Here is a 13,992-nt window from a genome sequence, read left to right on the forward strand (position 1 = left end):
GCGCCGGACCGGCCCGGAACACTCAAACCAACTCCACCCCCATCGCCGTCGCCTCCCCACCGCCGATACACAAGCTCGCCACCCCGCGCTTCAGCCCACGCGCCTTCAACGCACCGAGCAGCGTCACAAGAATCCGCGCGCCCGACGCACCGATCGGATGCCCGAGCGCGCACGCGCCGCCGTTCACATTGACCTTGTCATGCGGCAGATCGTGCTCACGCATCGCGGCCATCGTCACGACGGCGAACGCTTCGTTGATTTCATACAGATCGACATCGCCCGCGCGCCAGCCGTTTTTCTCGAAGAGCTTGCTGATCGCGCCGACGGGCGCCGTCGTGAACAAGGCCGGTTGTTGCGCGAACGTGCTGTGTCCGGCGATACGCGCGATCGGCGTGACGCCGAGCCGCATCGCGGTCGATTCGCGCATCATCACGAGCGCCGCCGCGCCATCGGAAATCGACGACGAATTCGCGGCCGTCACCGTGCCGTCCTTCGCGAACGCGGGCTTGAGCGACGGAATCTTCTCGATGTTCGCCTTGAACGGCTGCTCGTCGCGCCCGATCACCGTATCGCCCTTCCTGCCCTGTACCGTCACGGGCGCGATTTCCCAGTCGAACGAGCCATCGTCGTTCGCTCGCTGCGCGCGCCGCAGCGATTCGACCGCGAACGCATCCTGCGACTCGCGCGAGAACGCATACGACGAAACGCATTGCTCCGCGAACGCGCCCATCAGACGGCCTTTTTCGTAAGCGTCTTCGAGGCCGTCGAGGAACATGTGATCGAGAACCTGACCGTGACCCATGCGCATGCCGCCGCGCGCTTTCGGCAGCAGATACGGCGCGTTCGTCATGCTTTCCATGCCGCCCGCGACGATCACGTCGACCGATCCGGCCAGCAGCATGTCGTGCGCGAACATCGCCGCGCGCATGCCCGAGCCGCACATCTTGTTGATCGTCGTGCAGCCGGTGGATAGCGGCAAGCCCGCGCCGAGCGCCGCCTGACGCGCGGGCGCCTGACCCTGACCGGCGGGCAGCACGCAGCCCATGATGGCTTCGTCGATCTGCTCGGGTTTTAATCCCGCGCGTTCGACCGCCGCCTTCACCGCAGCAGCGCCAAGCTGCGGCGCGGTCAGCGACGCGAAATCGCCCTGAAACGCGGCCATCGGCGTGCGCGCCGCCGACACGATGACGATCGGATCGTTCCTTGTCTCACTCATGTTTCAGCTCCTTGATGACGCCCTTGATCACTTCGGGAACGTCGCCCAAGCGTTCGGCAAGTGCCGCATCTGACGCGAGGACATCGTTTTCCGCGGAATGCGCGCCGCTGCGAGTCATCGCGGCAACGCACGACTGATAAACCGGATCGATCTCGGCCGGTGCGCCGATCATCATGCCCATGTTGCGCAGGCGGCCGTCGTGCACGCCGTAGGTCCAGCCGTGCACGGTGAGCTCCTGTCCGCGCGCCCATGCGTCCTGAACGACGGTCGTGCGGCACACGTTGATGGTCTGCTCGATCGTGTTCAGCTCCACGAGACGGCGATGGCGCGCGTCGCCCATCGGCCATTCGTCGAGCAGCGCGCCGTGCTTTTCGCGCACGTCTTCGACATGGCGCAGCCAGTTATCGGCGAGACCGACGCGCCGCCCGACGAGCGCCGCGCCCACGCCCGAGCAGCCGTAATGGCCGACGACCATGATGTGCTTCACCTTCAGCAGATCGACGGCGAACTGGATCACCGACAGACAATTGAGATCGGAGTGCACGACGACGTTCGCGATGTTTCTGTGCACGAAGACTTCGCCCGGCGGCAAGCCGATGATCTCGTTGGCCGGCACGCGCGAGTCCGCGCAGCCGATCCACAGATATTCGGGCGTCTGCTGATGCGCGAGGCGCTCGAAGAAAGCGGCGTCTTCGGCGAGCTTACGTTCGACCCATTCCTGATTGTTTGCGAACAGGTGAGCAAGCGGCGTTTTATCGTCAATGTGGTTCATGTTCGAAAGTCAAAAGCCGGACCGCGCGCTTCACGCGGCGCGCGCGTCCGATCGGCCGGGCTCGTCGAAACGCTCCGGATAACGGATGCAGAATCGGACGTCCCGGTCATAGGGAAAGAAATCGGCGAGCTCGCCGCGCAGCAGTTGTTCCTTGTGATGCTGCCAGAACGCGGGATCGAAAAAATCCGCGTGATGACGCATGAACGCTTCGCGCACGCGCGGATCGCCGAGCAAAAATGTGCCGTACGTTTCGGGAAAGATATCGTGCGGCCCGACGGTATACCACGGTTCGCCGGACAGCTCGTCCTCTTCCGTGCGCGGCGCAGGGACGCGGCGCACGTTGCAATCGGTCAGATACTCGATTTCATCGTAGTCGTAGAACACCACGCGACCGTGCCGCGTCACGCCGAAGTTCTTGTACAGCATGTCGCCGGGGAAGATGTTCGCCTGAATCAGCTGTTTGATCGCGTCGCCATATTCCTTGATGCCGTGATCGACGTCGTCGGCGTTGCCGTTCTGCAGGAAGAGATTGAGCGGCACCATGCGGCGCTCGATATACACATGCCGGATGACGAGCTTGTCGCCTTCGTATTCGATCATCGAAGGCGCTTCCTTTTCGAGTTCGCGGATGAGCGCGTCGTCGAGGCGCGCGACCGGCAGCGCGACGCTCGAATATTCGAGCGTATCGGCCATTCGGCCAACGCGATCGTGCCGCTTCACGAGCTGATACTTGTCCTGAATCTTCTGCCGCGTGGTTTCCTTCGGCGGCGGAAACGCGTCCTTGATGAGCTTGAACACGTAAGGAAACGACGGCAGCGTGAAGACGATCATCACGAGTCCCTTGATGCCCGGCGCGACGATGAACTTATCGCTCGAATGCGACAGATGATGCAGCAAGTCGCGATAGAAATCGTTCTTGCCCTGCTTCTGCAAACCGACCGACGTATAGATTTCGGCCTTCGGCTTGCGCGGCATGATCGTGCTCAGAAATTGCACGAACGCCGACGGCACTTCCATATCGACGAGAAAGTACGAATGCGAGAAGCTGAAGATGATGAGCACCTGCTCGCGCGAGAGCAGCACGGTATCGAGCGCGAGCAAGCCGGGCTTCGTATGCCGGATCGCGATGGCGAAGGGCAGCAGCGCATCGCCGTTGATGATCCGCCCGACGACATACGCCGCCTTGTTGCGAAAGAACAGCGACGAAAGCACATGAATCTGAAAGTTCGGCGCAGGCGTGATATCGCCGAAGGCTTCGCGCAGCGCCTGCATCACGCATTGCACGTCGCGCGGCAAATCCTCGAACGGCGGTTCCAACTGAAAGTTCGTGACGATGCGTTCGAGCGTCGCGGCGAGGCCGTCCTTTTCCGGGTAATACGCGCGATACGTCGGCTTTGCGGCGGGCTCGTCGTTCTCGATGTATTCCGTCGAAATGGCCGGCCGCACAAAGATGAAGTCATTGTTGAAGTACGAGCGATGCAGGATCTTGCAGCACACGGAATTGAAGAACGTTTCCGCGCATTCCGGCTGACGATGCGTCGTCAGCAAGCCGATGTAATGCAGCTTGATCTGCTGCCACACGTCGTCCTCGATATTCTCCGCGTCGTATTCGTCTTCGAGCGCCGTCACGCATTCCGTGACGCGATCGTCATACGACGCGATGCGATCGCGCGCCAGTTGTTGCAACGCGAGCCAGTTGCCGCGCTCGAATAGCTCCTTCGCCTTGATCGCGGCTTCGCGGAACACGCGGTAATGATGCTCGAAGCCTTCGAGTATCGTCTTGGCGACATCGAAGCCGATTTGCGACGAGAGCAGCTTGGGGAAATGATTCATATCGACCCTGCGCTTCGTGTGCGGGTGTCACGCGAGCGTCACGCGTTATGCCGCTTTGGGTTTGCGCGCACGCTTTTCCGCGCCCGCCGCGAGCAGCGCGCGGCCCTGTTCCTCATACGCGGAAAGTTCGGCGAGCGTCGTGTTCAAGTCTTCGAGCTGACGCTGCAGCACTTCGCGATGCGCCGCGATCGTATCGACGAAAGCCTGTAGCTGCGTCGCGGTGCCGGTAGGCGAGTCATACAGATCGAGCAGCGTGCGGATTTCCGACAGCGTGAAACCGAGCCGCTTGCCGCGCAGCGTGAGCTTGAGGCGCGTGCGATCGCGCGCCGAATACACACGCCGCAGGCCGTTCGAGCCTTCGCGCTTCGGCGCGAGCAGCCCCTGATCTTCGTAAAAGCGAATGGCGCGCGGCGTAATGTCGAACTCGCGCGCCAGTTCGGTGATCGTGTAATGCGTCGGTTGGGTCATTGCCGGCCGGCAGCGCAAATGCGCGCGCAACGTTAGAATGGACGTTTACGTTATCGTCAACTTGGCCAAATTGCAACGCGGCGCAAACCCGGAGACAGCCACCGAATGAACGCACTCGAACACCAGCTCGACTATGTTTTCGCGGACCGGCTGCCCGAATCGGGCGGCGTCATGGAAGTGGCGCCGGGCGTGTTCTGGCTGCGCATGCCGCTGCCGTTCGCGCTCGATCACATCAATCTGTGGCTGCTCGCCGATGAAATCGACGGTGTGAAAGGCTGGACCGTCGTCGATTGCGGCATTTCGAGCGATACGATCCGCGCGAACTGGGAGCGCGTGTTCGATTCCGTGCTCGATGGAAAGCCGGTGCTGCGTGTGATCGTCACGCATTGTCATCCGGATCATCTGGGACTTGCCGACTGGATCTGCACGGGCGGCGACAAGAATCGATGGAACGTGCGCCTGTGGATGTCGCTCGGCGAATACGCGATGGGCCGCGTGATGGCCGCCGGCGACGGCTCGAACGCGGGCGGCGAGCGAGCGGCGGCGCATTTCGCGGCGCACGGCCTGTCCGACGAAGCGTCGCTCGATGCGCTGCGCATGCGCGATAGCTATTACCCGAGGCTCGTGCCGTCGATTCCGGCGGAATATCGGCGTATCCGCGATGGCGATGTCATGCGTATCGGCGCGCGCAATTGGGAAGTGGTGTCGGGCTACGGCCATTCGCCGGAGCACAGCGCGCTTTTCTGCGCCGCCGACAAGTTGCTCATTTCCGGCGACATGGTGTTGCCGCGCATTTCGACAAACGTGTCGGTGTTCGCGGTCGAGCCGGAAGGCAATCCGCTTGCGCTGTATCTGGAATCGCTCGGCCGCTACGAAACCATGCCCGCCGATACGCTCGCGCTGCCCTCACACGGCAAGCCGTTTCGCGGCGTGCAAACGCGCATCGGGCAATTGCGCGAGCATCATCGCGCGCGGCTGGCGGAAGTGCGCGACGCGTGCGCTCAAAAGCCATGCAGCGCCGCAGACATCGTCCCGCTCATGTTCAAGCGCAAGCTCGATATCCATCAGATGACGTTCGCGCTCGGCGAAGCGCTCGCGCATCTGAACCTGCTTTGGCTCGATGGCAAGCTGAAACGTCAGACCGGCGCTGACGGCGTGATCCGCTTCACGCCGGCCTGACTTCGCTTACTGCACGGAAACAGCGCCGAAATTCACGCGCCCGAACGGACTCACGTTATAGCCGCTGACGTTCGCGCGCGTGAGCGCCGCCGCCGTCGGATAGACGAGCGGAATCCACAGCGCCTGATCGTGGATGATCTTCTGCGCGTCGACATACGCCTTCGTGCGTTTGGCGACATCGGCGGTCGACTTGCCATCGGCGATGAGCTTGTCCAGTTGCGGATCGCAATAGCGCGCGAAGTTGATGCCTGACTTCACCGCGTTGCAACTGAAAAGCGGCGACATGTAGTTGTCCGGGTCGCCGTTGTCGCCGGCCCAGCCCATGAACAGCATGTCGTGCTGACCCTGCTTCGCCTGCTTGATGAGTTCGCCCCATTCGATCACTTTCACCTGCGCCTTCACGCCGATTTTCGCGAGATCGGCTTGCAGCAATTCCGCGCCCGCCTTCGGATTCGGATTGAGCACGCTGCCGTTCGGGCGTACCCAGATCGTCGTGTCGAAACCGTTCGGAAAGCCCGCATCGGCGAGCAGCTTCTTCGCATCGGCGGATGAATATTTGTACGCCTCGATGCTCTTGTCGTAACTCCACGTATTCGGCGGATACGGGTTCACCGCTTGCGTCGCCGTGTTGTCGAACACGGTCTTCATGTAGGTCGTGCGATCGAAGGCCATGTTGATCGCCTGACGCACCTTCGGATTGTCGAGCGGCTTCTTCTGCGTGTTGAGCGCGACGAACGCCGTCATGAATGCGGGCGCTTCGCTCACCTTCAGCGACTTGTCCTTCTTCGCGTCGATGACGTCCTGCGGCTTCGGCGACAGCGCGATCTGGCATTCGCCCGCCTTGATCTTCTGCGCGCGCACGGCGGCGTCGGGCGTGATCGCGTAGATCAGCCGGTCGATCTTCGGTTTCGCGCCCCAGTACGACGGATTCACGTCGTAGCGGATGACCGAATCCTTCGTGTAGCTCTTCAGCACGAACGGGCCGGTGCCGATCGGCTTGCTGTTCAGATCGACCTGCTGGTTCGCCTTCAGCAGCTTGTCCGCATATTCGGCCGAATAGATCGATGCGAAGCCCATCGTGAGGATCGGCACGAAGGTCGCGTTCGGCTCGTTGAGCTCGAACTTCACGGTATGGTCATCGACTTTCGATACGGCCTTGATGAGCTTCACGAGGCCCATCGACTGCGCGTGCGGAAAGCCGCTCGCGCCAGCGATCTTGTGCCACGGATTGTCGTCCGAGAGCATGCGCGAGAACGTGAACACGACGTCGTCGGCACTGAGCGGGCGCGTCGGCTTGAAGTAATCGGTCGTCTGAAACTGAACGTTCGGACGCAGATGGAATGTGTACGTGAGCCCGTCGCTCGTCACGTCCCACTTTTCCGCGAGCGAGGGCACGACCTTCTTCGCGGCTTCGTCGTAGGAGACGAGCGTATTGAAGATGACATCCGCCGATGCGTTGGTCGTTACGAGCGAATTGAATTGCACGACATCGAAGCCGTCCGGGCTCGATTCGGTGCAGACGGTGAGCGGCTTGGACATCGCGAGCATCGGCGCGGCGAGCATGGCCATCGCGGCGGCCGCGGCGAAGAGTTTCAGACGCATGAGATCTCCCGTGATCTTCATTTTTGTTCGTGGATGAGCTTGAGCACGCGCAGCAAGCGACGCGCCCGGCGCGGCCAGATTAGCGGATGCATCCGTCGACGACAACGATCCGATCGGCATACGCTTATTCCGCGGGTTGCCGAAACGGGGCGCATCGGGCTAAACTTGCGCCTTCTTTGGGGAGTAGCCTTCCTTCGCGAGCGAAGGAGAACGCGTCAACATCCTCGGCCCTGCTGCCGTGGCGCGTTCGACCGGAACGGTTTGGCGAGACCATCGATGCGCTATGTCGTTCCTGGCCGGACGGCGCGTGGCGCATCGTGGTTCGCTCGACGTCCGGCCGTGGAATCATCGTGTCCCCACAACTACAACATCCCCGTTTTCCGCGCACGCTCGCGCACCCGTCGCATGTTTCGATGCGAGGTGCCGCATGACGATGCTCTTTCTCGAACTCGCGCTGATGCTCGCGATCATCCTGGTCGCGGCGGAGCTATTCACGAATGCGCTCGAACATCTCGGCGAACGGCTCGGCATTTCCGAAGGCGTGACCGGATCGCTGTTCGCGGCGGTCGGCACGGCATTGCCCGAGACGACGGTGCCGATCATCGCGCTGCTCGGCGGCACGACGAGCCGTGCGGTCAACGAAGAGATCGGCGTCGGCGCGATTCTCGGCGCGCCGCTTATGCTCGCGACGCTTTCGACGTGTCTGATGACGTTCGCGATCCTCAAGTCGCGCGGCATGAGCGGGCGCATCGTGCCGGAGCGCAGCGGCTTCGTGCGCGATCTGAACTTCTTTCTGGTCGCGTTTCTCATCGCGTGCGCCGCGATGTTCGTGCCGCATCACGCGTGGCAAGTGCGCGCGTTGTTCGCGGTCGGGCTCGTCGCGCTCTATATCGTTTATGTGATTTCGACGTTCAAGGCTTCGGCGAAGCTCGTCGAGGGCGGACACGGAACGGAAGCGCCCGAGGCCTTGTTCGCTTCGCGTCTCGGTTTGAAAACGTCGCTCGGCACGATCATGCTGCAGTTTTTCTTCGGCATCGTGCTGCTCGTCGGCGGCGCGAAGGGCTTCATTCACGGCGTCGAGGGCGTGTCGCATGCGCTGGGAATTTCGGCGCTGCTGCTGTCGCTCATCATCATTCCGATCGCGACGGAACTGCCCGAGAAAGTGAACAGCATTCTGTGGGCGCGCCGAGGAAAGGACACGCTCGCGTTCGGCAACATCACCGGCGCGATGGTGTTTCAAGGGACGTTGCTGCCGGCCATCGGCATCATGCTGACGCCGTGGGAGCCGCGTATCGAAGTGCTGACGGGCGTGCTCATCACGCTCGCGGCGGCGGCGTGGCTGCGCTTCAATGCGAAGGAGAACGGCGTCGTGCTGTGGGCGCTGCTCGGCAACGGCGTGCTGTACGCGGCCTATCTCGCGTTGACGCTCGGGCGCTGACAAAGCTGCGGCACAAAGAAGAATGCCCGCGCGAGGCGGGCATCGAAGAGCGAAGCAGCGCGCCGAGAAAACCGGCACGTCGTTCTTGTTGTTCTTATAGGGGTTATCGGCGCGTGCGCAGGAAACTTCAGAACCGCGCGGCCTGATGATATCTGCTGACGGCCTTCGCGCCGTCCATCGAACGGCGATACGTCGTCGAGAGCGCCGCCTGCGCATCTTTTGCACGCGCGGCGACTGCGTCCATGCTCGCCTGAATCTGCTCGATCACCGCGAGTGCCTCGGCCGGCTGGTCCGCCTGCAGCGACATCACGAGTGGCGCACGCGCTGCATCGAGTTCGGCGGCGCGCGCCCAGTCGTTCTGGCCTACTGCTTCTTCGATCGCCTCGGTCAGCGTCCGGGCGTTTTCAATCGCTTCTTGCCGGTTCATGTCCCGTCCTTACGACTTGTTGGTCGCCAGCGCGCCCGCGCTGTTCGTGCCGCCGAAAAGGGCGGTCAGATAACTCGATTGCGTCGACATGCTCGACATCAGCGCGTTGAGCGCGGTGAACTGGGCGTTGTAGTCGGTCGTCAGTTGCGCTGTGTACGCGGTGAGTTGCGTCTGCTGGTCGGCGATGCTCGACAGATCCGCGTTCAACGCAGTCGTGCGCGTGTCGATGATGCCGCCTGTCTGCAAGAACGATGTCAGGCTATTGTTCAGCGTGGCCGCTACGCCATTGGTCGTGTTGAACAGCTTGGCGACGGTGCCGGAGTTGCTCGATAACGCGGCGGTGAGCGCGTCGTCGTCTGTCTTGAGCGAGCCGTCCGGCTGCAATGCAATGCCGATCGAAGCCAGATTGACCGCACTCGAGCCCGAGCCGATCGCCTTGCTGATCGTACTCGAGATCGTGTTCTTGATCGTGTTCATCATCGAGTCGCCGAGCAGCGCGCCTTGGGAGCTGGAGGTCGAATCGTACGAGGTCAGGCTCGAGGCCGTGGTGATGAAGTTGTTGTACGCGGTGACGAAAGAATTGATCGCGGTCTTCAGGTTGTCGGTGTCCTGGGTCACGGTCAGCTCTTGCGGCGACGACGCCACAGAGTCAGAAGTCAGCGTCATGCTAACGCCAGAGATCGCGTCCTTGACCGTGTTGCTCCCGCTCGTGACTGCCGTGCCCGCGATCGTCAGATGCGCGTCCTGGCCAGAGGATGTCTGGGTCCAGTTGCTGCTGCCGCTCGTGAGCGTGGTATAGGGAGTGACGGTCTTGGACGAATCGCTCGGATCGACCGTCGTCGTTCCCGACGTGACCCCCAGCGAATTAAGCCCGGAGTCGCTCGATTGCACTGTCATGTTGATCGCGCTAGAAACTCCTGTCGACGAGGAGCGCAGCACGAGGTGCTGACCATCCGCGCCATTGATGACGGTCGCTGTGACGCCCGGATTGTCGGACGCCGAGTTGATCGCGGATGCGATGCCCGAGAGCGTGTTGTTGCTGCTGTCGATTTTGACCGTACTCGACTTGCCGTTCACGTTGAGCGTGAGCGAGCCGGTGCCGAGGGCGCCTGCGGCGATCACGCCGGACGTGAGGGACTGCGATTTCGCGATGTTTGCGACGCTAACCGAGTAGCTGCCTGCCACGGCCGTCGTGTCGGCCGTGGCCGTGATGCCTTTGCCGTCCGCGGCGGCGGTGAATGCGCCGAGCGCCGTGCCGTTCGATAGGTTCGTGAGCGAGCTTTGCAGCAGCGACAGCACGGACTTGAGCGTGCCGATGGCCGTCAACTGCGTGTTGTCGGCCGTCTGCTTGTTGTTGAGCGCGTCGGTCTGTCCCGCGACCTTCGAGCTGACGAGCGCGTTTACGAGCGAGTTCACGTCCATCGTCGAGTTCGTGGAACCGCTGATGATCGACTGTGCGGCCTGCTGTACGGCGCTCGTCGGATCGACAGCGGAACCCGTTGTCGTGGCTACGGTGGTCATGTGTGCTCCGGTCGTTATGTGTCGCGATCGTTCGAGATTGGGCGGGAGTCGTCATCTCCCGAAAATGCGCGCAGGGAGACAAGCTCCCGGGCGCTGACTGCTGTGCTTCTACTGCAAAATCTTATTGCTGACGGCGCGCATGGTACTGAGAACGCGCGCCGGTTACAGCGTCGGCGATGTTCCTTAGCCGAGGAGCTTCAGAACCTGCTGCGGCAGCGAGTTCGCTTGGGCCAGCACCGAGATACCAGCTTGTTGCAGAACCTGAGCCTTCGACAGGTTCGCGGTTTCCTGCGCGAAGTTCGCGTCGGTGATCTGCGACTGAGCGGACGACAGGTTGGTCGACTGGGCCGTCTGCGTCGACGAGATCGACGAGAAGCGGTTTTGCGCCGCGCCGAGTGCCGCCTGGATGCCATTCACGGCGTTCAGCGCGTTGTCGATGGATTCGATCGCGAGGTTCGCGCCGCCCGTCGTGCTGATGTCGATGTTCGAAACCGTCGTCGGCTTGTTGTTCGCCACGGCTTGCGACAGACCCGTTGCTGCTGCCGTCGTGTTGGCGGTCGTGTCGGCGAAACCAGCAGCCGTCGAGAGTGCACCCGTGCTGTTGAACGACAGGCTCTTGCCGGTCGAGGTTTCCGTGCCGACGGTGAAAAGCGACGATGCCGTGCTCGCGGACAGCGTACCGGCTGCCGTGGTCGGATCCGCACCGTTGATGCCGAACGTGTATCCGCCGCTTCCGTCGCCATAGACTTCGATCGACGTGATCGCCGCGGTGCCCGAGCCGGTGTACGCGGTGCCATCGGCGTTCAGGCTGACGTTGGCAATCGTGCCGAGCGAAGCAGTGGCATACGTGGCGGTAGTCGGCGCAGCCGGATAGCCAGAGGTCAACGCGACGTTCGTCGAGCTGATGCTCGAAATTTTGGTGTCGCCGGCGGTCTTGTCGGCCGTGGTCAGTGCGCCTTGGGGCGAAAGCGTCAGCGCGGTGCCGCTACCCGTCGTGGCCGAGCCGAACAGGTTGGAGACGGCCGTGCCGGACAGCGCCTGGTTGTTCTGGTCCGTGAACGTGAAGCCGCCCTGGCCGTCAGCCAGAACGTTGATCGACGTGATCGAGGCCTTTGCATTGCCCGAGACGGCGTTGCCCGAGCTGTCGAGCGCCAGGTTCGTCAGCGTGCCGAGAGTCGAGCCCTTCGAGACGACACCGGTGCCGAGCTGCGCGGCGGACACGCCCTGGCTCAGGTCGACGCTGATCGACTGACCGACGTTAGCGCCGATCTGGAAGGTCTTGACGCCAGCGGAGCCGTCGAGCACGTTGGTGCCGTTGTACGTGGTTTGCGAAGCGATACGGTTCACTTCAGCGATACGTTGCGTCACTTCCTGCTGGAGCGCTGCCTGGTCAGTCGACGAGAGCGAGCCCGTCGATGCCTGGACTGCCAGCTGACGGATACGCTGCAGGTTGTCCGTGATCTGCGACAGGCCGCTCGATGCCGTTTGGGTCATCGACACGCCGTCGTTCGCGTTGGAAACGCCCTGGTTCAGGCCGTTGATCTGTGCAGTCATGCGCGAAGCGATTGCCTGGCCGGCGGCATCGTCGGCAGCGCTGTTAATGCGCTTGCCCGACGACAGACGGGTGATGGCCGAAGACAGCGCGCTTTGCGTGTTGTTCAGGTTCTGCTGTGCAACCAGCGAGTTGATGTTGCTGTTGATACCGATCATTTTGTTCTCTCCTGGGAGACTGTATCTGGCTTCGGCTAAAGCACCGAGTAAGTTGCCTGGCGGTCCTGCGCTCGGTGATAGCCGGCCGCCTACTTGTGGTTATCGGGCCCCTCGAAAAAAACTTAAGGCCCGCGCAAACGATTTGTGTAACGAATTCTGTTGCGAGGCCGCGAAGCCTTGCCCGGCAAGGCGCCGATTTCGCGCGTATGCTTTTTAGTCCCTCACGACGCATCCGGAGCGCACATGCAGACACGCAATATCGGCACATCGGAACTGAAAGTTGCGCCGCTCGTCTTCGGCGGCAACGTGTTCGGCTGGACTGCCAACGAGCGCACGTCGTTCTCGATCCTCGACGCGTTCGTCGATCACGGGCTGAATTTCATCGATACGGCCGACGTCTATTCCGCCTGGGTCGACGGGCATCAGGGCGGCGAATCGGAGACGATCATCGGCAAGTGGTTCAGGGAAAGCGGCAAGCGCCACCAGGTCGTGCTCGCGACGAAAGTCGGCAAGCTGTCCACGCGCGCCGGGCTCTCGGCGGCGAACATCGCGGCGGCCGTCGACGATTCGCTGCGGCGTCTCAAGACCGATTACATCGACGTCTATTTCTCCCATTACGACGACGAAACCACGTCGCTCGACGAAACCCTCGACGCGTATCAGACGCTCATCAAGGCGGGGAAGGTGCGGGTGATCGGCGCGTCGAACTACACGGGCGAGCGGCTAGAAGAGGCGTTGAAAGTCGCGAAGGATTCGGGCTTGCCGGCGTATCAGATTCTGCAACCCGAATACAACCTCTACGACCGCGAGGGCTACGAGACCGGTCTCGAACCGGTGGCAGAACAGCACAAGATCGCCGTCGTGCCGTATTACGCGCTCGCGAGCGGCTTTCTGTCGGGCAAATATCGGTCGAAGGCGGACACGCAGCGCAAGGCGCGCGGCTCGCGCGTCGAAAAGTATCTGACGCCGCGCGGCCTCGAGATTCTCGACGCGCTCGACGAAGTCGCGAAACGCAACGACACGACGCCCGCGACGGTCGCGCTCGCGTGGATGATCGCGCGCCCGAGCGTGACGGCGCCGATCGCCAGCGCCACGTCGGTCGCGCAACTGGAGAGCTTGGCCGCCGCGACGCGCCTGCAACTCGCAGCCGACGATATCCATCTGCTCGACGAAGCCAGCGCGTGGCAGAAATAGTTCTGTTGCATCAATGAGTTGGCAGGCGCGCGGGAGTTGGCAATGGCGCGGTGTTCTGGTAACATCGCGCCCGAATCGAGAAATGTGCCCGATTTCCTGCCTTCGCCGCTGAAAATGACAATGTCAACCAACAGCGGCGAACGGCTCTGAAACGCGCCTTCGTGTGGTTCTTTCGAAAGCGCCTGCCGCTTCCGCGGCTGAATCTCAACGCTCTCTTTTCCGGCCTCCGTGGCCGCTTTGCTCGTGTCCGTCGCGCCGTTCTCACGTCCGGCGGACGATCGGAGTGCCGGGGCGCGGCAACTCGCAGTCGTCGCGCGCTTGAAAATACGTTTAGCAAACCAGGATTTACATGACCACTATCGTCCTCAAAGAAAACGAGCCGTTCGATGTCGCGATTCGGCGTTTCCGCCGCACCATCGAGCGCAATGGCCTGATCGCCGAACTGCGCGAGCGCCAGTCGTACGAAAAGCCGACCACCGAGCGCAAGCGCAAGAAGGCCGCCGCTGTCGCGCGCCTGCGCAAGCGCCTGCGCAGCCAGATGCTGCCGAAGAAGATGCACTAAGCGTCTTGTTCGGGCGAGGGTTTTCGGATCCTCGCGCCGAACGGCAAAACGGCGGTGCGACCCGTAAGGG

12 protein-coding genes and 1 riboswitch are annotated in these 13,992 nt (G+C 62.3%); of the genes, 4 read left to right on the plus strand and 8 right to left on the minus strand.

Annotated features, from left to right (window positions below):
• Nucleotides 1-22: 22 nt before the first annotated feature.
• The 4 genes from NCT05_RS01640 to NCT05_RS01655 are packed head-to-tail and all read right to left on the minus strand — an operon-like array spanning nucleotide 23 to nucleotide 4,289.
• A complete protein-coding gene (locus NCT05_RS01640) occupies nucleotides 23-1,216 on the minus strand; it encodes an acetyl-CoA C-acetyltransferase (protein WP_250501650.1) in 1,194 nt (397 codons plus the stop codon).
• Nucleotides 1,209-1,988, minus strand: coding sequence for a carbonate dehydratase (can, locus tag NCT05_RS01645; RefSeq protein WP_008351926.1), 780 nt, complete (start codon nucleotides 1,986-1,988; stop codon nucleotides 1,209-1,211). Before can ends, NCT05_RS01640 begins: the two co-directional genes overlap by 8 nt.
• A 30-nt stretch (nucleotides 1,989-2,018) precedes the next feature.
• A complete protein-coding gene (aceK, locus tag NCT05_RS01650; RefSeq protein ID WP_250501651.1) occupies nucleotides 2,019-3,821 on the minus strand; it encodes a bifunctional isocitrate dehydrogenase kinase/phosphatase in 1,803 nt (600 codons plus the stop codon).
• A 45-nt stretch (nucleotides 3,822-3,866) separates the two neighbouring features.
• Nucleotides 3,867-4,289, minus strand: coding sequence for a MerR family transcriptional regulator (locus NCT05_RS01655; protein WP_008351922.1), 423 nt, complete (start codon nucleotides 4,287-4,289; stop codon nucleotides 3,867-3,869).
• Nucleotides 4,290-4,394: 105 nt separating this feature from the next.
• Between NCT05_RS01655 and NCT05_RS01660 the strand changes: the two genes are divergently transcribed.
• The gene (locus NCT05_RS01660) at nucleotides 4,395-5,468 is read left to right on the plus strand and encodes an MBL fold metallo-hydrolase (protein ID WP_250501652.1); all 1,074 of its coding nucleotides are present in this window, start codon (nucleotides 4,395-4,397) and stop codon (nucleotides 5,466-5,468) included.
• A 6-nt stretch (nucleotides 5,469-5,474) separates the two neighbouring features.
• Here the strand turns inward: NCT05_RS01660 and NCT05_RS01665 are convergent, their stop codons facing one another.
• Nucleotides 5,475-7,070, minus strand: a complete 1,596-nt coding sequence (locus tag NCT05_RS01665) for an ABC transporter substrate-binding protein (RefSeq protein ID WP_250501865.1) — start codon at nucleotides 7,068-7,070, stop codon at nucleotides 5,475-5,477.
• 163 nt (nucleotides 7,071-7,233) lie between these two features.
• Nucleotides 7,234-7,409: riboswitch (yybP-ykoY riboswitch) on the plus strand.
• A gap of 88 nt (nucleotides 7,410-7,497) precedes the next feature.
• Between NCT05_RS01665 and NCT05_RS01670 the strand changes: the two genes are divergently transcribed.
• Nucleotides 7,498-8,508 (plus strand): sodium:calcium antiporter, encoded by a 1,011-nt coding sequence (locus NCT05_RS01670; protein WP_034470401.1) that lies wholly within the window; start codon nucleotides 7,498-7,500, stop codon nucleotides 8,506-8,508.
• A gap of 127 nt (nucleotides 8,509-8,635) precedes the next feature.
• Here NCT05_RS01670 and fliT read toward each other — a convergent pair whose 3' ends face one another.
• From fliT to NCT05_RS01685, 3 genes are all read right to left on the minus strand, one after another.
• Nucleotides 8,636-8,935: a flagellar protein FliT gene (fliT, locus tag NCT05_RS01675; RefSeq protein ID WP_250501653.1), complete on the minus strand. Its 300-nt coding sequence runs from the start codon at nucleotides 8,933-8,935 to the stop codon at nucleotides 8,636-8,638.
• 9 nt (nucleotides 8,936-8,944) lie between these two features.
• A complete protein-coding gene (gene fliD / locus NCT05_RS01680; protein WP_250501654.1) occupies nucleotides 8,945-10,456 on the minus strand; it encodes a flagellar filament capping protein FliD in 1,512 nt (503 codons plus the stop codon).
• A gap of 183 nt (nucleotides 10,457-10,639) precedes the next feature.
• On the minus strand, nucleotides 10,640-12,166 hold the full coding sequence (locus tag NCT05_RS01685; RefSeq protein WP_250501655.1) for a flagellin N-terminal helical domain-containing protein: 1,527 nt from the start codon (nucleotides 12,164-12,166) through the stop codon (nucleotides 10,640-10,642).
• A gap of 243 nt (nucleotides 12,167-12,409) precedes the next feature.
• On the opposite strand from NCT05_RS01685, the gene NCT05_RS01690 reads away from it, so the two are divergent.
• Complete coding sequence (locus NCT05_RS01690) at nucleotides 12,410-13,360, plus strand: aldo/keto reductase (RefSeq protein ID WP_250501656.1); 951 nt, start codon at nucleotides 12,410-12,412, stop codon at nucleotides 13,358-13,360.
• A gap of 349 nt (nucleotides 13,361-13,709) precedes the next feature.
• Nucleotides 13,710-13,922 carry a 30S ribosomal protein S21 gene (gene rpsU / locus NCT05_RS01695; protein ID WP_008351904.1) on the plus strand — a complete coding sequence of 71 codons (213 nt, stop codon included), beginning with the start codon at nucleotides 13,710-13,712 and terminating at the stop codon, nucleotides 13,920-13,922.
• Nucleotides 13,923-13,992 lie beyond the last annotated feature (70 nt).

This window comes from Caballeronia sp. AZ7_KS35 (genome assembly GCF_023631045.1).
GTDB lineage: Bacteria > Pseudomonadota > Gammaproteobacteria > Burkholderiales > Burkholderiaceae > Caballeronia > Caballeronia zhejiangensis.

Excerpts from the sequence above, each read along its gene's own strand:
- fliD (WP_250501654.1), bottom strand. The coding sequence starts at position 10,456 with ATGACCACCGTAGCCACGACAACGGGTTCCGCTGTCGATCCGACGAGC.
- can (WP_008351926.1), bottom strand. The coding sequence starts at position 1,988 with ATGAACCACATTGACGATAAAACGCCGCTTGCTCACCTGTTCGCAAAC.
- NCT05_RS01665 (WP_250501865.1), bottom strand. The coding sequence starts at position 7,070 with ATGCGTCTGAAACTCTTCGCCGCGGCCGCCGCGATGGCCATGCTCGCC.
- aceK (WP_250501651.1), bottom strand. The coding sequence starts at position 3,821 with ATGAATCATTTCCCCAAGCTGCTCTCGTCGCAAATCGGCTTCGATGTC.
- NCT05_RS01655 (WP_008351922.1), bottom strand. The coding sequence starts at position 4,289 with ATGACCCAACCGACGCATTACACGATCACCGAACTGGCGCGCGAGTTC.
- fliT (WP_250501653.1), bottom strand. The coding sequence starts at position 8,935 with ATGAACCGGCAAGAAGCGATTGAAAACGCCCGGACGCTGACCGAGGCG.
- rpsU (WP_008351904.1), top strand. The coding sequence starts at position 13,710 with ATGACCACTATCGTCCTCAAAGAAAACGAGCCGTTCGATGTCGCGATT.
- NCT05_RS01685 (WP_250501655.1), bottom strand. The coding sequence starts at position 12,166 with ATGATCGGTATCAACAGCAACATCAACTCGCTGGTTGCACAGCAGAAC.
- NCT05_RS01690 (WP_250501656.1), top strand. The coding sequence starts at position 12,410 with ATGCAGACACGCAATATCGGCACATCGGAACTGAAAGTTGCGCCGCTC.
- NCT05_RS01640 (WP_250501650.1), bottom strand. The coding sequence starts at position 1,216 with ATGAGTGAGACAAGGAACGATCCGATCGTCATCGTGTCGGCGGCGCGC.
- NCT05_RS01660 (WP_250501652.1), top strand. The coding sequence starts at position 4,395 with ATGAACGCACTCGAACACCAGCTCGACTATGTTTTCGCGGACCGGCTG.
- NCT05_RS01670 (WP_034470401.1), top strand. The coding sequence starts at position 7,498 with ATGACGATGCTCTTTCTCGAACTCGCGCTGATGCTCGCGATCATCCTG.